Origin of the sequence: Actinosynnema pretiosum, assembly GCF_002354875.1 — a bacterium.
Taxonomy (GTDB): domain Bacteria; phylum Actinomycetota; class Actinomycetes; order Mycobacteriales; family Pseudonocardiaceae; genus Actinosynnema; species Actinosynnema auranticum.
The window spans coordinates 4,451,649-4,472,343 of sequence record NZ_CP023445.1; the positions used below are offsets into that span (position 1 = coordinate 4,451,649).

The window sequence follows — 20,695 nt, forward strand, 5'->3', positions numbered from 1 at the left end:
CGTTCGACCGGGTGGCGCGCCCGGTCCGGTGAGCGCCTGTTCCGGCGCGAGGCGGGCCAGTGCGCGCTGTCCCGCGGACGCCCCGGTCAGGCGCTCACCGAGCTTCAGGGGTGCGGCGCCGTCGCGCGGCGCGCGCGGGGGTCAGTCGAGCGCGTACCCGAGGACGCCCTCGACGGTCTGCCCCTCGCAGTTCGGGTCGCGGCTGTCCATGTGGTCGCCGCTCTCCCGGATCAGGCAGCGGTGCACCGGGTGGGCGCCCGCGACGCGCTCGGCGTGGGCGTAGCCGAGCAGGCCGACCCGCTCCAGGCCCTCGCAGTCGGCGCGCAGCGAGGTCATGTGGTCCCAGCCGCCGACCTTGCACTGGTAGAGCGGCCGGGTGCCGGGCGCGCGGGCGGTGACGAGCCTGCCGAGGCTGCCCTCCGCGCCGTACCCGGACGGCAGGCCCGCGCTCGCGCTGACGTGGTCGGGCTGCCGCCAGGCCCGGACCAGGTCGACCTCCTGCGGGGCGCCGGTGGTGGAGGCCGTGGACAGCAGCCGGTTGGGCGTGCCGTTGAGCGCGCCGCCGACCTTGCCGTTCTGGGCCGTCGCGGCGAGCGCGGCCAGCACCGCCTGCGGCGTGGCCCCTGGGTTCGCGGCCAGGTGCAGCGCGGCGGCCCCGGCGACGTGCGGGGCGGCCATGGAGGTGCCGGTCTCCTCGCGGGAGGAGGTGTCGTCGGCGGCGGACGCCGAGCGGATCGCGGTGCCGGGGGCGAACAGGTCGGCGCAGCCGCCGAAGTTCGAGTAGTCGGCGCGCCGGTCGGCCCCGTCGGTGGCGGCGACCGCGATCACCTCGGGCAGCAGGGCGGGCGTGGCCGAGCAGGCGTTGCGGTTGTCGTTGCCCGCCGACACCACGTAGGTGATGCCGGAGGCTGCGGAGTTGCGGATCGCCTGCTCCAGCGGGGCGCTCTGCGCGGACGTGGCTCCGCCGAAGCTCAGGTTCGCCACGGCCGGGCGGACCGCGTTGGCGGTGACCCACTCGACGCCGTTGAGCGCGGTCTCGTAGGTGGTGCCGTTGGCGCAGTCCAGGACCCGCACGGCGATGAGCTGGACGCCCTTGGCGACGCCGTGCCTGGCGCCCCCGACGGTGCCCGCGACGTGCGTGCCGTGGCCCGCGCAGTCCCGGCCGCTGCCGTCGACCAGGTCGGCGCCCCAGCTGGCCCGGCCGCCGAAGTCGGCGTGCGTGGTGCGGATGCCGCTGTCGACGACGTAGACGCGCACGCCCGCGCCGTCCGCGCGGTGGTTGTAGGCCTCGTCGAGCGGCAGGTCGGGCTGGTCGACGCGGTCCAGGCCCCACGAGGGCGGCTCGAACTGGACGTCGTGCGCCGTGAGCCTGCCGTTGGCGGTGACGGAGGCGACGGCGGGGTCGGCGGCCAGGCGCCGGGCCTGCTCGGCGTCCGCCTTGACCGCGAACCCGCGCAGCGACCTGCTCCAGGTGGAGGTGACGTCCCCGCCGTGCGCGGCGGCCAGCGACGCGGCGAGCGCGGCGGTGGACGCGTGGCCCGCGGAGCCCCCCTGGTCCTTCAGCACGACGAGGTAGCTGTCCGGCACGACCTCGTCCCCGGCGGGCGGGGGCTCCCCGTTCCGGGTCTGGGCGGCGGCGGGGGTGAATGCCCCCAGCACCAGCGCAACTCCGCCCAGCGCGGCTGCGAAACCGGTCGACGCGCGTCTCACACGCTGTTCCTCTCCCCTTGGCGATCTCGGGCGGGGACAGGGTTTCAGCAGGTGCGCGGGTTGCGAGCGGGGTGGCGGTGGGCAATGCGGGAATCCGCAGCGGAAAGGGGCGGGAACCGGGTGAAAAAATTGTTCGGAGGCGCACTGGTGCGGATTTCCTCACCGCATTTTCGCGCATTTCCGGGTGGGGTGCGGCCGGTGGAGCGGGGACGCACAGGGAGCGCTGACCGCGGGCACAGACCCGGCACAGGGGCGGCTCGCAGAGTGGTCGGCGTCGGACGAGCAGAGCCACTTGGAGGAGCCGATGACGGAGCCGATGACGGAGCCGATGACCACGACCGGGGCGGTGGGCCCGGACGGGCGCGTGCGGGGAGCGGCCGGGCAGGGCGCCGGGACGCCGCCGCCGCGCGTGCGGCGGGGGCTGGTCGCGGGGGTGATCGCGCTGGCGGTCGCGGTGGGCGGCGGGGTGGTCCACGCGACCTCGGGGTCGTCGGAAGCCTCGTCGGCGATCGGGCAGGCGCCGGACGGGGGCGGGTTCGGCGGTTCGGGTGGCGGGATGGGCGGCGGGGCCGCGGTGGACGCGCTGCACGGGGAGTACGTGGTGTCGGACGGGGACGGCGGGTACGCGACGCGGGTGGTGCAGACGGGGACGATCACCGCGATCAGCGGGACGTCGGTGACGGCGGCCAGCCCGGACGGGTACGCGCGCACGTACGTGATCGACGCGGAGACGGTGTTCGGCGCGATGACCGGTCCCGGCGGGGCGGGTGGCCAGGGCGGTCCCGGCGACTCGGGCGGCACGGCGGGCTCGGGCGCCGCCGCGGACGCCTCGTCCACCGGTTCGGCGGCGGACCTGGCGGCCGGGGACGAGATCACGGTCGTGGCCACCGCCTCGGGCGACACCGCCACCGCCACCCGCGTCTCGGAGCGGGCCGCGCGGTAGCCGGGGGCCGTTTCCGGGGCCGTTCGATGATCTTCACCTGCTAGGTTGGCCGTTCGGACCGAGCGCGCAGGGAGCCGCCCCATGAGCAGCCGGGAGTGTTCGATCGCCAACGCGCTCGGGGTGGTCGGCGAGCGGTGGACGCTGCTGGCGCTGCGCGAGGTGATGATCGGCTTCCGCCGGTTCGACCAGATCGTGCGCAACACCGGGGTGAGCCGCGACGTGCTCGCCGCGCGGCTGCGCAAGCTCGTGGCGGCGGGCGTGCTGGAGCGCAGGCGCTACGAGGACCACCCGCCGCGCTACGAGTACGCGCTGACCGACTCGGGCCGGGCGCTGCAACCGGTGCTCCAGGCCCTGATGGAGTGGGGCGACCGCTTCGTGACCCCCGGCCCGCCGCCCGCGGTCTGGCAGCACCGCTGCGGCCACGACCTGGAGGTGCGCCCGGTGTGCTCGCACTGCGGCGAGGAGGTGGCGTTCACCGGGGTCCGGCCGCGCCGGGTGGGCGCGGTGCGCTGAGCCGCCACAACGGAACCGGCACCGGCCAGGGGGGTGAACGGTCCGTTCGCCCCTGACGTGCGGACGCCCCGCCGCTGCGCCTCACCCCGTTCCGCTCCGCCCACCCCTCCCCCACTCGCGTGCCACCACTCCGGGTGGTCCCCGCCCCACTGCCGCCTGACCGGCGAACACCCCCGGTTGCCGCCCCGCATCGGGTGAGGCACGTTCGACTCAACCTCTCCCCCTCCCCACGGGCCAGCGGGTACCCCGCCCGCGTCGTCACCGACCCGTTGAGGAGTGGCCGCATGTCCGACACCACGACCAGGCCGCCCCAACCCGCGCCGGGCGGCTCCTTCGACCTGCGCGCCCTCCCGCCCGACGAGCTGCCCGGACTGGCCCACCGCCTGCGGGCGCTGCTGGTGCACTCGGTCAGCCGCACCGGCGGGCACCTCGGCCCGAACCTGGGCGTGGTGGAGCTGACGCTCGCGCTGCACCGGGTCTTCCGCTCCCCCACCGACCGGCTGGTGTTCGACACCGGCCACCAGACCTACGTGCACAAGATGCTCACCGGCCGCGCCGACCTGTTCGGCGGGCTGCGCCGCGCGGGCGGGCTGTCCGGGTACCCGAGCCGCGCCGAGTCGCCGCACGACCTGGTCGAGAACTCGCACACCTCCACCGCCCTGTCCTACGCCGACGGCCTGGCCCGCGCGGCCCGCTCGCGCGGGGAGGAGCGGCACGTGGTGGCCGTGGTCGGGGACGGGGCGCTGACCGGCGGCATGGCCTGGGAGGCGCTCAACAGCATCGCGGTGAGCGACCTGCCGGTCGTGGTGGTGCTCAACGACAACGGCCGCTCGTACGGGCCAACGGCGGGCGCGGTCGGGCGGCACCTGGCGGCGCTGCGCCGGGGCACGGCCGTGTCGTCGGTGTTCGCGGACCTGGGCGTGCGCTACCTGGGCCCGGTCGACGGCCACGACATCGCCGAGCTGGAGGCCGCGCTCGCCTCGGCCCGCGACTACCGGGGCCCGGTGGTGGTGCACTGCCTGACGCGGAAGGGCTTCGGGCACCCGCCCGCCGAGCAGGACGAGGCCGACCACATGCACGCGATCGCCCCGCCGTCGCTGCCGGGCGGTCCGGAGTGGACGGCCGTGCTCGGCGAGCACCTGGTGGCGCTGGGCGGGACGCGCCCCGACCTGTTCTGCCTGACCGCGGCGATGCTGGAGCAGACGGGCCTGGGCCCGTTCGCCCGCCGCTTCCCCGACCGGGTGCTCGACACCGGCATCGCCGAGCAGCACGCGGTGACCTGCGCGGCCGGGCTGGCGATGGGCGGGCTGCGGCCGGTGGTGGCGCTGTCGTCGACGTTCCTGCCGCGCGCGCTCGACCAGGTGCTGATGGACGTGGCGCTGCACCGGCTTCCGGTGGCGCTGGTGCTGGGCCGGGCCGGGATCACCGGCGAGGACGGGCCGAGCCAGCACGGGGCGTGGGACCTGGCGCTGCTGCGCGGCGTGCCGGGGCTGCGGGTGGCCGCGCCGCGCGACGCGACCAGGTTGCGGGAGCTGCTGGAGCAGGCCGTGGACCGGGACGGGCCGACCGCGCTGCGCTTCCCGCAGGGGCCGGTGGGGGTGGACCTGGACGCGGTGTCGCGGGTGGGCGGGGTGGAGGTGCTGCACAGCGCCTCGCGGCGGGACGCGCTGCTGGTGACCGTGGGGAGCCTGGCGGCGCAGGGCGTGGCGGCGGCGGTCGGGCTGGGCGGGCAGGGCATCGGGGTGACGGTGTGCGATCCGGGGTGGGTGCTGCCGGTGGACCCGTCGCTGATCGCGCTGGCCGCCGAGCACCGGGTGGTGGTGTGCGCGGAGGACGGGGTGCGCGCGGGCGGGGTCGGGGAGGCGGTGGCGGCGGCGCTGCGCGAGGCGGGGCTGAGCCGCCGGGTGCGGGTGCTCGGGCTGCCGCCGGAGTTCCTGGCGCACGGGTCCCGGTCGGACATCCTGCGACTGCACGGCCTGGACGCGGCGGGCATCGCCGAGGGCGTGGAGCGCTTCCTGGACAGGAGTGCGGCATGAGCGGCTTCTACTGCCCCGTCGAGCCTGCGATCAACCCGCACGTGGGGGTGACCGAGGCGCGGGCCGTCGAGTGGCTGGACCGGGTGGGGCTGGGCGCGGACCCGAGGCTGCGGGAGGAGGTGGTGCGGCTCAACGTCGCCGAGTTCTTCGCCCGCGCCGCCCCGGAGGCCGACGACGAGCCGATGCAGGTGGCGGTGCGGTGGGCGTGCTGGGCGCACCTGTTCCTGCGCGAGCGGGGCGGCGACGAGGACTTCATGACCGCGGCGGGCGAGGTGCAGCGGGCGCTGGAGGTGCCGTGGCACGCGGTCGCCGAGGACCGGTTCGCGCTGGCGCTGCAGGACATCGCGCTGGCCATGCACGGCTGCGCGACCGGCCAGCAGGCGCGGCGGTTCGCGGACGCGCACCGGGCGTGGCTGTTCACGGCGGCGTGGCAGGCGTCGCTGGACTCGATGGGGCTCGCGCCGAGCCTGGACGACCACGTGATGATGCGGCTCAACGCGGCGTCGGGCGCGCCGACGGCGGCGCTGCTGGAGATCGCGGTCGGCGAGGAGGTGCCCGCGCACGAGGCCGACTCGCCGCCGGTGCGGGCGCTGAGCGAGATGGCGGTCCTGGTGACCGGGTGGGACACGGACCTGCACACCGGGTGCGGGGTGGTGGAGGTGCTGGCCGAGCAGGGGCGCACGACGGTGGAGCGGGCGACCGAGCAGGCGCGGGCGATGCGGGACCGGGTGCTGATGCGGTTCCTGGACCTGCGGGAGCAGGTGCTGATCGGGCCGGTGAGCGAGGCGCTGCGCGGGTACCTGGCCAGCCTGGGGCACGCGATCCGGGGCAACATCGACTGGGCGCTGGGCTCGCCGAGGTTCGTGGGGTTCACGGAGGCCCCGGCCGTGCCGGGCCAGCGCGGCCGGGAGTGGGCGGACAGCCCGACGGACGCCGACCCGTCGCCGCTGCCGATCGCGGCGATCGCGTGGTGGTGGGACGACATGTGAGCGGGGTGGGGTTGGCGCCCGACCGGGGGATGCCCGGTCGGGCGGGGCGCGCCAGCGGGGTCTGCGTCAAGGCAGCAGGTCGTCGTCGTTGACGGGGGGACCTTCCGGGGTGATCTGGCGCAGCTCGCCGTCCTGGAACATCCACAGCCGGAAGTAGAAGCGGTCCTGCTCCATGATCATGAGCTGGACGACCCCCGGACCGCGCCAGGGCGTGGCGGCGAAGCGGTCGAGCAGCGCCCGCGTGACGGCGTGGTTGAGCGCGCCCGCCCAGACCACGCACTCCGGCTCCTTGGGGCCGCCCCAGTGGTTGTCCCCCAGAACGGTGATCTCGGCCAGCGACCCGCAGCCGCCCCCGTGCGTGGCGCCGTTGGTCTCCAGCCACTCGGAGAAGTCCTCGACGGACTCGCGGTCCCCGTGATCCGCCGACACCATCACGTTGGTGACTACGCTCATGGCGCGACCCTAGGCGCGCGCGGAACCCGTCCACCAGCGGTTTTCCCCACCCGCAGCGGGATCGGGTGACCCGTGCGGCCGTCACCGCACGTCCGATGGCCGGAACCGCGTGGGCGTGGCAGCTTGAGGGGCATGACGCTGGAGCACGCGGGGAGTCACTACGGGGTGCAGTACGTCTACAACGTGGACGCCGAGCTGTGGCAGGTCGAGCTGTGCGAGGCGATGCCGGTGCCCAAGGCCGACCGGCACCTGCTGGGGGCGGCGTTCGCGACCGCGGTCGTCTCCGACGCCGATCCTCGGCACGAGGCCGTGGTGCGGTTCGAGGCCGGGGTTCGGGAGGCGATCCCGTTCCCGGTGCTGAGCTGGTACCTGGAGGCGGTCGCCGCCGAGGTGGAGCGGTGTCGGGCGGTGCTGGCCGAGCAGGGGGTTCGGCGGGGCATCCCCCGGCAGGACCACGCCGGCGGGCGGCGGGCGGGCAGCGGGAGGAGCGGGACCGCCAAGGGCGGCGCGGGCAAGGCGGGCGGTGGGCAGGGCGGTGCGGCGAAGTCGGACGCGCCTGCCGGGGGCAGCGCGAAGACGGGTGACGGCGCGCCCGCCGGGCAGATGACCGGCGTCGAGCTGGTCAGCGCCGCCAAGGCGGGCGTCGACGCGGCCAAGGACGGCAGCGGGGCGTCCGGCGGGGCCGACACCGGACGCCCCGGCGCTCAAGTGCGGTAGGCCCGCACCACCGCCGCCATGTCCACCGACCCGTCCCCCTCGGCGGCGTCGGCGAACAACCCGTGCAGCGCCGCCATCAGCCGCCCGTCGGTGCCCCCGGCCTCCAGCGCCTCCAGGATCAGCGCGCTGTCCTTGACCGCCCCGTCGATCCCGAACGACGGCGTGAAGTCGCCCGTGATCATCGCCTTGCCCTTGAGGTGCGCGTAGGGCGTGTCGACCGCGCTGCCCGCCACGCTGTCCAGGAACAGCTGCGGCTCCACGCCGAGCCCGCGCGCCAGCGCCACCGCCTGCGCGGTCGCCCCGGTCACCGACAGCACCCACGAGTTGGCCACCAGCTTGAGCCGCTGCCCGTCGTCGGCCCGCTCGCCCGCCCACACCACGCGCGACCCGACCGCCGCGAACACCGGCTCCACCGCCGCGCGCGCCGACACCGGTCCGGCGGCCAGCACGGTGAGCGTCCCGTCCTCGGCGGGCTTGCGGGTGCCGAGCACCGGCGCGTCGAGCAGCACCGCCCCGTGCTCCGCCGCCAGCGCCGCCAACCGGGCCGCGCCGTCGACGCCGACCGTGGCGCACTGCGCCCACACCACCCCGGCGCGCGCCGACGGCAGCGCGGCCGACATGACCTCGAAGGTGGCGTCGGCGTCGAACAGCATCGTCAGCACCACGTCCGCGCCCGCGACGGCCTCGGCGGCGCTGTCCGCGACCACCGCCCCGTCGTCGGCCAGCGGCCGGGACTTGGCCGGGTCCCGGTTCCAGACCCGCACCTCCAGCCCCGCCCGCAGCAGGTTGCGGGCCATGCCCGCCCCCATCAGCCCCATCCCCAGCACAGCGACCGACTTGGACACGTCCGCTCCTCCCGGCTGAACCGCTCTGGCGCCGCACCGTACGCCCGGCGCCCGACCGCCACCGGAGGACCTGTCCGAAGTGCCTGCCCGTGAGCCAGGCCATAAAAGAGGTATGCCAGATACCTCTTATAGATAGGCTATGGATCATGCACCTCAGCAAGGCCACCGACATCGCCCTGCGCGTGCTGATGCTCGCCGCGGCCAAGGACGCCCAGCTCACCGTGGACGACCTCGCGACGACCATGAACGTGCCGCGCAACCACGTGGCCAAGGTGGTCCAGCGCCTGCAGAAGGAAGGCCTGGTCACCACGGCGCGCGGGCGCAACGGCGGGGTCTCGGTCCCGCCGGAGGCGAAGGCGGTGTCGGCCGGTCACGTGGTGCGCCGGTTCGAGGGCGAGGACGAGGTCGTGGACTGCGAGCGGGGACCCTGCCCGCTGCACCGCGCGTGCCTGCTGCGCGGCGCGCTGCGCACGGCCCGCGAGGCGTTCTTCGCCTCGCTGGACACCGTGCTGCTGCGCGACCTGATCGCCCCGCCCACGGGCCCGGTCCTGCTGTCGCTGACGAGGGAATGAGGGGAACCACGCCATGTTGTCCGCACAGTCGCGGGAGATCGTCACGGCCACCCTGCCGGTGGTCCGGGAGCACGTGGTCGCGATCGCGACCCGCTTCTACAGCCGGATGCTCGGGGAGAACCCCGAGCTGCTGAACGTGTTCAACCGGGGGAACCAGGCCAGCGGCGAGCAGCGGAAAGCGCTTGCCGGATCGGTGGTGGCGTACGCCGCGCACCTGGTCGGCCAGGGCCAGGAGATCCCGCTCGACGCGGTGATCAGCCGCATCGCGCACAAGCACGTGTCGCTGGGCATCACGCCCGAGCAGTACACGATCGTCGGCCGCTACCTGATGGGCGCGGTGAAGGAGGTGCTGGGCGAGGCGGTCACGCCGGAGGTCGCGGCGGCCTGGGACGAGGTGTACTGGCTGTTCGCGGTCAAGCTGATCGCGATCGAGACCCGCATGTACCACGACCTGCGCGCGGACCCGGCGCGGATCTACGCGCCGTGGGTGGTCACCGGGCGGGTCGAGGAGGCCGAGGACGCGGTGTCGCTGCTGCTGGCCCCGAAGTCCGGGCCGGTGCCGCACCACCTGGCGGGCCAGTACGTCACGGTCGCGCTGGAGATGGCCGACGGCGTGCGGCAGGGCAGGCAGTACACCGTGTCGCGGGCGGCGGGGCACGAGGCGCTGCGGATCACCGTCCGCCGGGTGCGCGGCGCGGGCGGCGCCCCGGACGGCGAGGTGTCCACGCTGCTGACCACCACGACGAAGGTCGGCGACGAGGTCTGGGTGACCCCGCCGGTCGGCGACATCGCGCTCGCCGAGGGCTCGGGGCCGGTCGTGCTGGCCAGCGCGGGCATCGGCGTCACGCCCATGGTGGCGATGCTGGACCACCTGGCCGGGCACTCCCCGGACCGCCCGGTCGCGTTCGTGCACGCCGACCGCTCCCCCGCCAGGCACGCGCTGGCCCAGGAGGCGCAGCGGCTCGGCGGCAGGCTGGAGTCGTTCACCAGCACGCTGTTCTACGAGCAGGACGCCCCGGAGGGCGCGCGCGCCGGGCTGGTCGACCCGGAGGCGGTGCCCGCCCACCCGGACGCGGACTTCTACCTGTGCGGCCCGCTGCCGTTCATGCGGGACGTGCGCACCTCGCTGCTGCGGCGCGGGGTCGACACCGCGCGCATCCGCTTCGAGGTGTTCGGCTCGGACCTGTGGACCAGCGGCGCCGACCGGCTGCCCGTTCCCGAGCAGGCCGCGAGCTAGCTCTCCAGCGCCACCGCAGGAGCCGGGAGCGTCCCGCACCAGGGGCGCTCGGACAGCCCGGCTCTACCGGTAGCGGGGGAACTCCCGCCCCGACCGGACACCTGGCGCACCGCACCACCGCACCACCGGCGTCAGCGCACCACCGGCGTCTCCAGCAGCCCCAGCCCGAGCAGGGTCGGGGTGTGCAGCACGTGCTGGCCGTCCCTGCGGGTGTCGACCAGCCCGGCCGAGCGCAGCACCGCCGCGTGCCTGCTGACCGCGGCGGCCGAGGTGGACAGCCGCCGGGCGACCTGCGTGGTGGTCAGCCCGTCGCCCCCGGCGATCTCCAGCAGCACCGCGGCCCTCGTCGGCCCCATCAGCGCGGCCAGCCCGCCGCGCGTCTCGGCCACCAGCCGCTCCCAGCCCGCGGTCTTGTCGACCGGGTGGATGAGCGTGGGCGGCAGGTCGGGGTCGGCCAGCGTGATGGGCTGGCGGTCGCAGAAGAACGACGGCACCAGCACCAGTCCCCGGCCGTTGAGGTGCAGGTCGCGGTCCACGCCGTACTCGACCTCCAGCACCGGCGGGCGCCAGCGCGCCCACGGCAGGGTCTCGAACAGCCCCTCGACGCCGCGCTCGGCCAGCACCCTGGTGCGGCGGGCGGCGTCGGCGGAGACCACGGAGCGCACCGCGCCGTCGTGCGGGGTGATCACGGCGTCCCGGTAGCACCGGAGCACGGCGGCCAGCGAGCCGAGCGCCTCGGGCCTGCCCTCGGCCACCGGCAGGAACCGCGCGGGGACGGGGGACTCCTGCGCGAGCTTGGTCATCTCGGCGCGCAACCGGCGGCGCGGGGTCTCGCGGATCGCCTCCAGCCCGGCCTCGAACCCGCCGCCGGTGCCGGTGGGGGTGAGGAAGTCCGGGAAGTACGGGCCCTTGGGGGCGAGCACGGACAGCAGCCGCGCGCCCGCGCGGGCGGGCGCGGCGCGGTCCGGGTCGGTGAGGACGGTCCGCTTCCAGGCGCCGAAGAGGTGCTCGTTGTCGCGGTAGCGGTAGTTCAGCCGGAAGCCGCTGAGCACGACCTCCCACAGCGGGTCGCTCTCCCCCGCGACCCTCGTCCTCGCCAGGTCGAGCATCGTGAAGTGGATGCGCAGCGACCGCACAGCTCGAACCTCCCCCGGTCCCGGACTCCGCGACCATGCTTACCGAGATGCGGGAGGGCTGTCCACGTGAGGGGGCGCGCGCAGTCCGCCGCCCTGCGGGAAGACAGGGGTGGTGGGACGTGCCGGACGTCGGACGTGCGGTGGGAGGGGGATCGCGGGTCGGGCCGCCAGCTGCGCTGGCGGCCCGTGCACCGGGACGGGCCGGAACCGCCGCGCCCCGCGGCGGGGGCGCCGTTCCGGCCCTGGTGGAGGGGGTCCCCTCCGGGTCGATCGGGGTCAGTAGGCCTCGGGCGACAGGATGATGTTCATCGCCCGCTTGGCCGCGACCGTGAAGCGGCCGAGGGCCACCCCCGGCGACCCCATCAGGAGCAGCAGGAGCGTCCCGCTGAGGGGCAGGACCGCGATGCAGCCCCGCTCCCCCTCCAGCAGCACGCCCTGGAGGCGGCCGAGCTTGGACACCTCGATGAACCGGAACCCGATTCCCGCCGCCGCCGCGGCCATGGCCGCGGCGTGGGCGGCCATCTGGTCCGCCTCGGGGGTGTCCGCCTCCGTGTCGAGCGCCAGGACGATGCCGTCGCGGCTGGTGGCGATGGCGCTCTCGATGCCTTCGATCTCCCGGCGGACCCGCCCGAGCAGCTCCGCGAGAACCGCGGGGTCGCTCAGGTGGATCTGCATCCGGTTGCCGCCGGGCCGCGTCATACGATCAGGGCCTGGTCGACCCGGCGCAGGTGGTGGCGCGCCAGGGCGAGGTTCGCCCGTGTGCGGTCGAGCACCAGGTAGAGGAACAGTCTGCTGCCCTTGGCCTCCGGCAGGGGCCGGATGATGTGGTACTGCCGCTGCAGCGTGATCAGGATGTCCTCGATGGTGTCATCGAGCTGCAACGAGGCGATCGTCCGGAGCTTCGCCCGGATCACCTCGGTGTTGCCCGCACCCGCAGCCTCAAGGTCGAGCAGCGCGTTGCCGCCCTGCTGACCGAGGGTCATGCCGCTGTCGTAGTCGACCAGCGACACGCCGACGGCGCCTTCCACAGCCATCGCCTCGCGCAACGCCTCGTCGATGTTCACCCTCGGACCTCCACACTTGGATTCATTCCCGATCTGCCACGCAGAGTACCTAGGGTGACGGCCGTTTCGCCTACAGAACAGGGCCATAAAGCCATCGAACAGGTGAGAATCGTTACTAACAGAAAACTTATGATTGCCCCACTCACTCTTACGGACCAAAAATATCACTACAAAGAGTGCTCAGCCCGTTACTGCGGGGCCCGCAGACGGGCCGCAGCCAGCCGACCGGAAATCACCACTGGCGGAATTCCGACACCAGGGGTGGTCCCACTTCCGGCGAGCACCACGTTGCCGCTGCGGCGCGGCAGGTTGCGCTGCCGGAACGGCCCGGTCTGCAGGAACGTGTGCGCCGCCGAGAACGGCGTCCCGGCGGGCTGGCCGTCGCGCGCCCAGTCGTCCGGGGTGCTCAGCGACAGCAGCCGGACGTCCGAGGCGGACCCGACGAGCTTGCGCTTGACGACCTCCTCCACCAGCTCCTCCGCGTACCGGGGGCCGAGCACGTCCCAGCGCAGCGGCGCGCGGTCCAGGTTCGGGCAGGGCGCCAGCAGGTAGTGCAGGTGCTTGCCCTCCGGCGCGAGGCCCGGATCGGTGAGGGTGGGCGTGGTGAGCAGCAGCGACGGGTCGGACATGAGCTTGCCGTCGCGCACGATCTCGTCGAACGTGCCGTTCCAGGCCTGCCCGAACGAGATGGTGTGGTGCGCCAGGTCCTCGGTGACCGCGTCGGCCGCCAGGTGCGCGACCACCGCCGACGGCGACCAGCGCGTGGGCACCGGGCGGCGCGGCGCGTCCGCCAGCAGCTCGGCGCTGAGCGCGGGCCCGGCCGCCAGCACGACCGCGTCGCACGGCACCCGACCGTCCTCGGTGACCACGGCGGTCACCCGCCCGCCCGCGCGCTCCAGGCGCAGCGCGGCCGTGCCGTAGTGGAACCGCACGCCCGCGCCCTCGGCGGCGTCCGCCATGGCCTGCGGCACCGCGCGCATCCCGCCGCGCGGGAACGACACACCCGCGATGGTGTCCATGTAGGCGATGACGCCGTACGCGCCGAGCGCGTGCCGGGGCGCGACGCCCGCGTACAGCGCCTGGAAGGTGAACGCCCTGCGCAGCCGCTCGTCGCCCAGGTGCTTGCCGACGCCGCGCTCCAGCGAGGAGAAGCCGCCGAGCGCGGCCAGCCGCACCAGGTCCGGGCCGACCAGGTCGAGCGGGGAGTCGAAGTTCGCCCCGATGAACCGCTCGCGCTCCACCTCGTAGAGCTTGCCCAGCCAGTCCCGCAGCCGCAGGTAGCCGTCGGCCTCGGCGGGACCGGCGAAGTCGGTGATCGACCGGTGCATGGCCTCGGCCTCGGTGTGCACGTCCAGGCTGGTGCCGTCGGCGAAGCGCGCCCGGTACGCCGGGTGCAGCGGCAGCAGCTCCACCAGCTCGTCGAGCTTGCGGCCGACCGCGCCGAGCGCCTCGTCGATCAGCTCGGGCATGGTCAGCACGGTCGGGCCGGGGTCGATCCGGTAGCCCGACACGTCCAGCCTGCCCGCCAGACCACCGGGGTGCGCCAGGCGCTCCACCACGGTCACCTCGTGCCCGGCGCCCCGCAGGTGCAGCGCCGCGGACAACCCCGCGAGTCCCGCGCCCACCACGACGACCCGATCGGTGCGACCCCTGACCACGGCGACCATCAGACCTCTTCCCGCTCACCCCGGCCGCGCCTTCGGCGACCGGGAACCGCTGTTGACTGGAAAAACCCCGAGCTCGGACCGGTCCCGTCCGGGCGCGCCGGACCGGACCGACCCACCGCGCTAGCTGCGCCGGTCGGTGGCCCGGCCCGCCATGCGCAGCAGCGCCGACCTGGCCTCGGGGCGCACCGGCGCGTCGTCCAGGGCCCGCACCGCGCTCGCCGCCAGCGCGGTGATCTTGCTCTCGACGGTGGCCACCGCGCCGGTCTCCACCAGCACCGCCTCCACCGCCCGGTAGTTCACCGGCCGCCGCTCCAGGCAGTCGCGCAGCAGCTCCGCCGCCGCGTCGTCCCCGGCGCTGCGGGCCAGGCCGAGCGCGATCGACATCAGCGGGGTGCGCTTGCCCTCGCGCAGGTCGTCGCCCACCGGCTTGCCGGTCACGCCGGGGTCGCCGAACACGCCGAGCAGGTCGTCGCGCAGCTGGAACGCCACGCCGATGTCCCGCCCGAACGAGCGCAGCGCCTCGATGAGCTCCGGCTCCGCGCCCGCCATGGCCGCGCCCAGGTGCAGCGGGCGCTCGACGGTGTAGGCGGCGGTCTTGAGCGCCGCGACCCGCAGCGCCTGCTCCAGCGACTCCTCGCGGCGGGCGCCCGCCAGCAGGTCGAGGTGCTGCCCGGCCATCATCTCCACCCGCATCGCCTGCCAGGCCACCCACGCCCGCGACAGCGCGGCGGGTTCGAGGCCCGCGGTGACGATCGCGTCGTCCGACCAGGCCAGCGCCAGGTCCCCGACCAGCACCGCGGCGCAGTCGCCGTAGTGCTTCGGGTCGCCGGACCAGCGCAGCCTGCGGTGCCGCGCGGCGAACGCCACGTGCGCGGCGGCCCGGCCCCGGCGGGTGGTGGAGCGGTCCATCACGTCGTCGTGCACCAGCGCGCACACCTGGAGCAGCTCCAGCGCGACCAGCGCGCGCACCACGGCGTCCGACTCGGGGCCGGTCTCCGCGCCGCCCGCCGCGAGCCAGCCGCACCAGGCGAAGATCGGCCGGACCCGTTTGCCGAGGACGGACAGCTCGCTGATCTCCCCGACCAGCTCGGGGGCGAGACCGGCGTCGGGGCGCGCCGCGAAGAACTCCTCCAGCGCGGCGTCCAGGCGCGGGACGACCGCCTCGGCGGAGACACCCTCCGGTCGGGTGCGATGGGCAAGGGTCATGGCGCGCCTCCTGGGAACGGGGGCCTGTGGTGGGTTGGGATGAGCTAAGCAGCGCCCCCAGCGCCCCGCACAACGAACGCCGCCGTTGTGCGGGGGACACCACAGCGCCCTAGCGTGATGCGCACCATCGCCCGCCAGGCGCTCCACCCCCGCGGAAGGACCCGTCCCCACCATGTCCGTCGACCGAGAACTCGACGCCGCCGACGTGCGAGACCCGCTGCTGCGCGACGCCTACCGGCGCTGCCGGGAGCTGAACGCCGAGCACGGGCGCACCTACTACCTGGCGACCCGGCTGCTCCACCGCGAGCAGCGGCCCGCCGTGCACGCCCTCTACGGCTTCGCCCGCTGGGCCGACGACGTGGTCGACGAGGTGCACGACGGCCGCACCGCGCGCGAGCGGGCGGCGGGACTGTCCGAAGTGGACCGGGCGCTGACGGAGGGGCTCGACGCCGGGCGCAGCGAGCACCCGGTGGTGGCGGCCGTGGTGGACACCGCCCGCCGCTACGACATCGACCGGGCCCACTTCACCGACTTCCTGCACTCGATGCGGATGGACCTGACCGTCGCCGACTACGCCACCTACGACGACCTCGCCGAGTACGTGCACGGCTCGGCCGCCGTGATCGGCCTGCAGGTGCTGCCGGTGCTGGGCACGGTCGTGCCGCGCGCCGAGGCGGAGCCCGCGGCGGCGGCGCTGGGCGTGGCGTTCCAGCTGACCAACTTCCTGCGCGACGTCGGCGAGGACCTGGACCGGGGGCGGGTGTACCTGCCGCTGGACGAGCTGGCCGCGTTCGGCGTTGACCGGGAGCTGCTGGAGTGGGCGCGCCGCCGCGACCGCACCGACCCGAGGGTGCGCAAGGCGCTGGCGCACCAGGTCGCGCGGGCCCGGTCGGTGTACCGGCAGGCCGAGCCGGGCATCGCGATGCTGGCCCCGCGCTCGCGGCCGTGCGTGGCGACCGCGTACCGGCTGTACGGGCGCATCCTGGACCTGATCGAGGACGCGGACTACGACGTGCTGTCCCGGCGGGTCGTGGTGTCCACCGGGCGGCGGCTGGCGATCGCGCTGCCCGCGCTGGCCAAGGCGGCGGTGGCGCGGTCGGCCTGAGGGGGCCGCCGGTCCTGAGAGTCCTGTTCCACCCTGAAGTCAGACCTGACCTGGAGGAGGTGCCGATGCCCTACCGGATGCCGCTGCGCCGCTTCAGCGCGCGCCCGTGGCCCGAGCAGGAGCCGACCTGGCGCGACGCGAAGCCCGCGCTGATCGAGGCCGCGCTCAAGCGGGCCACCGCCCGCCCGTCCGGCAACTGGTACGTGGTGGGCGCGAGCCGCGAGATCACCGCGGACCGCCCGTTCGGCCGGTCGATCGGCGGGACCGAGGTGGTGCTGTGGCGCGGCGAGGACGGCGGGCTGCTGGCGGGGCCGGGGTCCTGCCCGCACCTGGGCGCGCCGCTGTGCGACGGGGCGGTGCACGCGGGCAAGGTGGTGTGCCGCTGGCACGGCCTCGCGCTCGGGAGCGGGAAGTTCGGCGGCTGGAGCCCGTACCCGGCGCACGACGACGGGGTGCTGGTGTGGGTGCGGCTGGACGCGCTCGGCGGCGAGGAGCCGCTGCCCGAGCCGGTGCTGCCGGAGCGCCCGCCCGCGCCGTTCGTGGACGCGGTGGCGACCCTGGTCGGGCGCTGCGAGCCGGACGACGTGATCGCGAACCGGCTGGACCCCTGGCACGGCGCGTGGTTCCACCCGTACTCGTTCGCGAACCTGTCCGTGCTGGAGACGCCGACCGAGGAGCAGGACCGGTTCCTGGTCGAGGTGACGTTCAAGGTCGCGGGCAAGGTCGGGGTGCCGGTGATCGCCGCGTTCAGCTGCCCGGAGCCCAGGACGATCGTGATGCACATCGTGGAGGGCGAGGGCTCGGGCAGCGTCGTGGAGACGCACGCGACGCCGCTGTCGCCCGGCCGCGACGGCGCGGCCCGCACGGCCGTGGTGGAGGCGACGATCGCGCACTCGGACCGGTCCGGCTTCGGGGTGGCCCGCACGGTCGCGCCGGTGATCCGACCGCTGATGCGGATGGCCGCCGCGCGGTTGTGGCGCGACGACCTCGACTACGCGGAGCGGCGCTACGCCTTGCGCAGCAAGGGCTTGTTCCCCGGCTGAACCGGGAGCGGCGGCGGGCGGAAAGGGCTTTCCCCAACGGGAGGAAGCCCTTTCCGCGCACCGGGGCGGGTTGGGCCCGGCCGTGTCGCGCGTCGGCGGGGCCGGGCACCGGCCTGCCGCGCGCTGGCCGTGCCGCGCGTCAGCCCTGCCGGGCGCCGGTCGTGCCGGGCGCCGGTCGCGCCAGGCGTCAGTCCTGCCGGGCACCGGATGTGCCGGATGTCGGCCCTGCCGCGCGCCGGTTGCGCCGGACGTCGGCCCTACCGCGCGCCGGTTGCGCCGGACGTCGGCCCTACCGCGCATCGACCGTGCCAGACGTCGGCCCTACCGTGCGTCAGCCCTGCCGTGCGCCAGCCGTGCAAGGCGTCGGCCCTGCCGCGCCTCGGTCGTGCCGCGCGTCAGCCCTGCCGCACGTCAGCCCTGCCGCGCGTCGCCCGGTCCGCGCTCAGGCCGTGTGCAGCACCGGGCGGACCGCGTCGTCCTCGCCCGGCCCCGGACTGCGCCCCCACCTCCTCGCGACGCGCCGCAGCACCGGTCCGCGCCCGCGCAGCGGCACCGTCCACAGGTCCTGCCCGGCGATCCCCCACCGCTCCAGCAGCAGGTTCGCCGCGGCGAACCCGGTGGTGGCGGCCCGTTCCATCAGCGCCACCGGCAGGTCGATCCGCACCAGGTCCCCGGCCAGCACGAGGAAGTCGTCCGGGGTGCGCACACCCGGCCTGCGCGCGAACCCGCCCGGCGGGAACAGCGGGCAGTCCGCGCGCAGCTCGTGCCGCTCGTCCACCACCCGCGCCTCCCGCGTCTCCGGGTACACCACCCGCAGCTGCTCCAGCAGCCCCCGCCGCGCGCCCTCCTCGTCGACGCCGGGCGGCAGCGAGTAGCCGTGCAGCTCCACGACGGACCCGCCGGTGCGCGCCGCCCACGCCCGCGCCTCGTGCTCGTAGGAGTTGAGCACCGTCACGTTGTCCAGCGCCCCGTACCCGCTGGTGCCCAGGAACCCCGGCCGGTCCGGCCACACCGGCCGGTCCAGCCAGTACCGGGACACCAGGAACGGCGGCGCGCTCTCCAGCGCGGCGACCCGGTCGCGCCACTTCGCGCTGCCGAGCCGGGAGCCGGACACCACCGACTTGAGCCCGCCCACGTCCAGCGCCAGCACCACCGCGTCCGCGTGCAGCTCCTCGCCGCCCGCGCGCACGGCGAACCGGCGCGGCCCGCCCGGTCGCACCGACTCGACCGCGCAGCCGGTGCGGACCTCGCCGCCGCGCGCGGTGATCCGGCGGGCCAGCGGGTCCCACAGCCCGTGCGGGAACGGGTCCGCGGCCACGTCGAACAGCAGGCCCTCGGCCGAGCCGAGGAAGTAGATGTGGAACATCGTGGCCAGCTCCGCCGCCGACATCCTGCTGGGGTGGGCGAAGAAGCTGCGGGAGAACACCTCGAACGCCAGGGCGTGCGCGGCCTCCGGGAAGCGCAGGCGCTCCAGGTAACCCGCCGCGTCCAGGTGGTCGAGCTCGTGGTAGGTGCGCGGCACCGACACGTCCAGCAGCGGCAGCGCGGCCCGCGCGTCCACGCCGGGCAGGTCGCGCCAGCGGAACGTGGGGCTGCGCAGCAGGAAACCGGCGGCGTTCCACGGCGTGCTGCGCGGCAGCCCGGCGAAGCCCTCGCGGTGCCCGCCCGCGTGCCACAGCGGGTAGTCCGGCATCGCCACCAGCGCGGACCCGGTCGGGTCGACCCGGCCCAGCAGCGAGCGCAGGTTGTAGTACTGCCGGAAGAACGCGTGGAACCCGCGCGTCATCGTCACCCGGCTGCCGTCCGCCAGCTCGGTCGGCCAGCCGCCGACCCGGCCGCCCAGGTAGTCCTCACGCTCGCACACCACCACCCGCACGCCGCGCTCGGACAGCACCGTCGCGGCCGACAGCCCGGCGATGCCGCCGCCGACCACCACGACCACGGGCGGCTCGCCGGACGCGACCGCCGTGCCGCGCGGGCCGGGGAGCCTGCGCGCCCTGCGGTCCCGCGTCACGCCCGCACGCCCCGGAAGGTGTGCGCGACCCCCCGCTGCCAGCCACCGGCGGTGGTGCTGGAGACGGCGGTGAACCCGGTGCGGCGCAAGCGGTCCCGGAACCGGCCGGCCCCGTCGAAGCGCAGCGCGCTGCGCCACAGGTAGGTGTAGAGCTTCGGGTCGCGGGTGACCACCGCGCCCGCCGGGATGATCACCGACCAGCACACCGCCGTCCACACCGCCGCGCCCGCCCACGAGTCGCGCACCGAGTAGTCGTGGGCGACGAACGCGGCGCCGGGCTTGAGCAGGTCGAAGACGCTGCGCAGCACCGGATCGGGCTCGGCGAGGTTGCGCACCAGGTAGGCGGCGAGGATCCCGTCGAACGGGCCCTCCTCGGCCAGGTCCTCGGCGCGGGCGTTGACGAACCGCACCGACTCGGGCCAGTCCTTGGCCCGCGCCCGCGCGATCATGCCCGCCGAGGCGTCCACCCCGGTGATCTCCGCCTCGGGCGCGACCGACAGCAGCGCCGCCGTGGACGCGCCCGTGCCGCAGCCCAGGTCGAGCAGCCGCGCTCCCCTGCCGCGATCGGGGATCCGCAACCTCGCGGCGGCCTGCCGCAGGTCCCGGTGGTAGCCGGGGTTCATCCCGACCAGGCCGTCGTAACCGCGCGCCGCCGCGTCGAACGCGACCGGCACCTGATCAACGCGCATCCACGTGCTCCGTTTTCCTCGCGCGGGCCCGCTCCCACAGCAGGAGCGTGACCGTGACCATCGAGAAGCCGAACAGGAAGTCCTCGACCGGGATGTCCCAGGGGAAGCGCAGACCGCTGGCCGCCCAGTCGGCGTAGACCACGATCGGCGCGTCGAGCTTGGTGAGCCAGCCGTCCACCGGGACCTGGAACCCGAGGACGACCGCCATGGTGATCCAGTAGGCGCGCTTGCGGAACAACCCGGTGCGCAGCACCAGCAGCTCCAGCAGCGCGGTCAGCGGCACCGAGGCCGCCGAGGCGATCAGGTACTCCCTCACCGCACCGCCTCCAGCTCGCGCCGCCGCCCGCCGAGGAGGGCGGCCGTGCCCTGCACCGCCTCGTAGGTGAGGACGGAGCAGAGCGGGATGACGACGAAGAACAGCAGCTCCTCCACCGGCACCCCGCCGGGCAGGACGACGCCGGTGGTGAAGCGGGTGTTGAAGTCCCAGTGGCCGCGCGCGATGGCGACCAGGTCCCAGACCCCGAACACCACGACGACCGGGCCGATCGCCCGGACCAGGTCGTCGGCCCTGCGGTACACGCCCCGGCCCAGCGCTTCCAGTGGCGCGGTGACCAGCAGGCAGGTGAGCAGCACGAGCAGGTAGTGCCAGCGGTCCGCCATCGGCCGTCCTCCCGGATCTCGGTGGGAACCCCCACCGTATGGCCGGGCGGCGGGGCCCGCACGGCAACCGGGACCTGATCGTCCTTTGTGGACGAT

The 20,695-nt window shown here is 75.1% G+C and carries 21 protein-coding genes; 9 read left to right on the forward strand and 12 right to left on the reverse strand.

The features are described 5' to 3' along the window. Positions 1-141 precede the first annotated feature (141 nt). Positions 142-1,710 carry a S8 family peptidase gene (locus CNX65_RS18985; RefSeq protein ID WP_157767723.1) on the reverse strand — a complete coding sequence of 523 codons (1,569 nt, stop codon included), beginning with the start codon at positions 1,708-1,710 and terminating at the stop codon, positions 142-144. 304 nt (positions 1,711-2,014) lie between these two features. Between CNX65_RS18985 and CNX65_RS18990 the strand changes: the two genes are divergently transcribed. From CNX65_RS18990 to CNX65_RS19005, 4 genes are all read left to right on the forward strand, one after another. Further along, positions 2,015-2,653 carry a hypothetical protein gene (locus CNX65_RS18990; protein ID WP_096494909.1) on the forward strand — a complete coding sequence of 213 codons (639 nt, stop codon included), beginning with the start codon at positions 2,015-2,017 and terminating at the stop codon, positions 2,651-2,653. Between the two features lie 81 nt (positions 2,654-2,734). Beyond that, on the forward strand, positions 2,735-3,166 hold the full coding sequence (locus CNX65_RS18995; RefSeq protein ID WP_096494911.1) for a winged helix-turn-helix transcriptional regulator: 432 nt from the start codon (positions 2,735-2,737) through the stop codon (positions 3,164-3,166). 284 nt (positions 3,167-3,450) lie between these two features. Continuing rightward, positions 3,451-5,202, forward strand: coding sequence for a 1-deoxy-D-xylulose-5-phosphate synthase (locus CNX65_RS19000; RefSeq protein WP_096494913.1), 1,752 nt, complete (start codon positions 3,451-3,453; stop codon positions 5,200-5,202). Next, a complete protein-coding gene (locus CNX65_RS19005; RefSeq protein WP_096494915.1) occupies positions 5,199-6,191 on the forward strand; it encodes a terpene synthase family protein in 993 nt (330 codons plus the stop codon). The genes CNX65_RS19000 and CNX65_RS19005 overlap by 4 nt, the downstream gene beginning before the upstream one ends. 66 nt (positions 6,192-6,257) lie before the next feature. Here CNX65_RS19005 and CNX65_RS19010 read toward each other — a convergent pair whose 3' ends face one another. Continuing rightward, on the reverse strand, positions 6,258-6,644 hold the full coding sequence (locus CNX65_RS19010; RefSeq protein ID WP_096494917.1) for a squamosa promoter-binding protein 15: 387 nt from the start codon (positions 6,642-6,644) through the stop codon (positions 6,258-6,260). Positions 6,645-6,776: 132 nt separating this feature from the next. Here CNX65_RS19010 and CNX65_RS19015 point away from each other — a divergent pair, with 132 nt between their 5' ends. Continuing rightward, positions 6,777-7,361, forward strand: a complete 585-nt coding sequence (locus CNX65_RS19015) for a hypothetical protein (RefSeq protein ID WP_096494919.1) — start codon at positions 6,777-6,779, stop codon at positions 7,359-7,361. Here CNX65_RS19015 and CNX65_RS19020 read toward each other — a convergent pair. Continuing rightward, positions 7,349-8,206 carry an NAD(P)-dependent oxidoreductase gene (locus CNX65_RS19020; RefSeq protein WP_096494921.1) on the reverse strand — a complete coding sequence of 286 codons (858 nt, stop codon included), beginning with the start codon at positions 8,204-8,206 and terminating at the stop codon, positions 7,349-7,351. The genes CNX65_RS19015 and CNX65_RS19020 overlap by 13 nt on opposite strands. Positions 8,207-8,352: 146 nt before the next feature. On the opposite strand from CNX65_RS19020, the gene CNX65_RS19025 reads away from it, so the two are divergent. Beyond that, positions 8,353-8,778 carry an RrF2 family transcriptional regulator gene (locus CNX65_RS19025; RefSeq protein ID WP_096494923.1) on the forward strand — a complete coding sequence of 142 codons (426 nt, stop codon included), beginning with the start codon at positions 8,353-8,355 and terminating at the stop codon, positions 8,776-8,778. A gap of 13 nt (positions 8,779-8,791) precedes the next feature. Continuing rightward, positions 8,792-10,015, forward strand: coding sequence for a globin domain-containing protein (locus tag CNX65_RS19030; protein WP_096494925.1), 1,224 nt, complete (start codon positions 8,792-8,794; stop codon positions 10,013-10,015). A gap of 131 nt (positions 10,016-10,146) precedes the next feature. Here CNX65_RS19030 and CNX65_RS19035 read toward each other — a convergent pair whose 3' ends face one another. The 5 genes from CNX65_RS19035 to CNX65_RS19055 all read right to left on the reverse strand — a co-directional run bounded on the left by CNX65_RS19035 (position 10,147) and on the right by CNX65_RS19055 (position 15,088). After that, a complete protein-coding gene (locus tag CNX65_RS19035) occupies positions 10,147-11,151 on the reverse strand; it encodes an ArsR/SmtB family transcription factor (RefSeq protein ID WP_096494927.1) in 1,005 nt (334 codons plus the stop codon). A gap of 276 nt (positions 11,152-11,427) precedes the next feature. Beyond that, the gene (locus CNX65_RS19040) at positions 11,428-11,850 is read right to left on the reverse strand and encodes a roadblock/LC7 domain-containing protein (RefSeq protein WP_015802573.1); all 423 of its coding nucleotides are present in this window, start codon (positions 11,848-11,850) and stop codon (positions 11,428-11,430) included. Then, positions 11,847-12,215 carry a hypothetical protein gene (locus tag CNX65_RS19045; protein WP_015802574.1) on the reverse strand — a complete coding sequence of 123 codons (369 nt, stop codon included), beginning with the start codon at positions 12,213-12,215 and terminating at the stop codon, positions 11,847-11,849. The genes CNX65_RS19040 and CNX65_RS19045 overlap by 4 nt, the downstream gene beginning before the upstream one ends. 188 nt (positions 12,216-12,403) lie before the next feature. Beyond that, positions 12,404-13,882, reverse strand: a complete 1,479-nt coding sequence (gene crtI / locus CNX65_RS19050; RefSeq protein WP_096494929.1) for a phytoene desaturase family protein — start codon at positions 13,880-13,882, stop codon at positions 12,404-12,406. A gap of 120 nt (positions 13,883-14,002) precedes the next feature. Beyond that, positions 14,003-15,088, reverse strand: coding sequence for a polyprenyl synthetase family protein (locus CNX65_RS19055; protein WP_096494931.1), 1,086 nt, complete (start codon positions 15,086-15,088; stop codon positions 14,003-14,005). A 172-nt stretch (positions 15,089-15,260) separates the two neighbouring features. On the opposite strand from CNX65_RS19055, the gene CNX65_RS19060 reads away from it, so the two are divergent. Continuing rightward, positions 15,261-16,193, forward strand: coding sequence for a phytoene/squalene synthase family protein (locus CNX65_RS19060; RefSeq protein WP_096494933.1), 933 nt, complete (start codon positions 15,261-15,263; stop codon positions 16,191-16,193). A gap of 65 nt (positions 16,194-16,258) precedes the next feature. Next, positions 16,259-17,236 carry a DUF5914 domain-containing protein gene (locus CNX65_RS19065; protein WP_096494935.1) on the forward strand — a complete coding sequence of 326 codons (978 nt, stop codon included), beginning with the start codon at positions 16,259-16,261 and terminating at the stop codon, positions 17,234-17,236. Between the two features lie 442 nt (positions 17,237-17,678). On the opposite strand, the gene CNX65_RS19070 is transcribed toward CNX65_RS19065, so the two are convergent. The 4 genes from CNX65_RS19070 to CNX65_RS19085 are packed head-to-tail and all read right to left on the reverse strand — an operon-like array spanning position 17,679 to position 20,599. Beyond that, positions 17,679-19,250 carry an FAD-dependent oxidoreductase gene (locus CNX65_RS19070; protein WP_096494937.1) on the reverse strand — a complete coding sequence of 524 codons (1,572 nt, stop codon included), beginning with the start codon at positions 19,248-19,250 and terminating at the stop codon, positions 17,679-17,681. Next, on the reverse strand, positions 19,247-19,939 hold the full coding sequence (locus CNX65_RS19075) for a class I SAM-dependent methyltransferase (RefSeq protein ID WP_096494939.1): 693 nt from the start codon (positions 19,937-19,939) through the stop codon (positions 19,247-19,249). The genes CNX65_RS19070 and CNX65_RS19075 overlap by 4 nt, the downstream gene beginning before the upstream one ends. Next, complete coding sequence (locus tag CNX65_RS19080; protein ID WP_096494941.1) at positions 19,929-20,255, reverse strand: lycopene cyclase domain-containing protein; 327 nt, start codon at positions 20,253-20,255, stop codon at positions 19,929-19,931. Before CNX65_RS19080 ends, CNX65_RS19075 begins: the two co-directional genes overlap by 11 nt. Further along, the gene (locus tag CNX65_RS19085) at positions 20,252-20,599 is read right to left on the reverse strand and encodes a lycopene cyclase domain-containing protein (protein ID WP_096494943.1); all 348 of its coding nucleotides are present in this window, start codon (positions 20,597-20,599) and stop codon (positions 20,252-20,254) included. The genes CNX65_RS19080 and CNX65_RS19085 overlap by 4 nt, the downstream gene beginning before the upstream one ends. Positions 20,600-20,695: the final 96 nt, after the last annotated feature.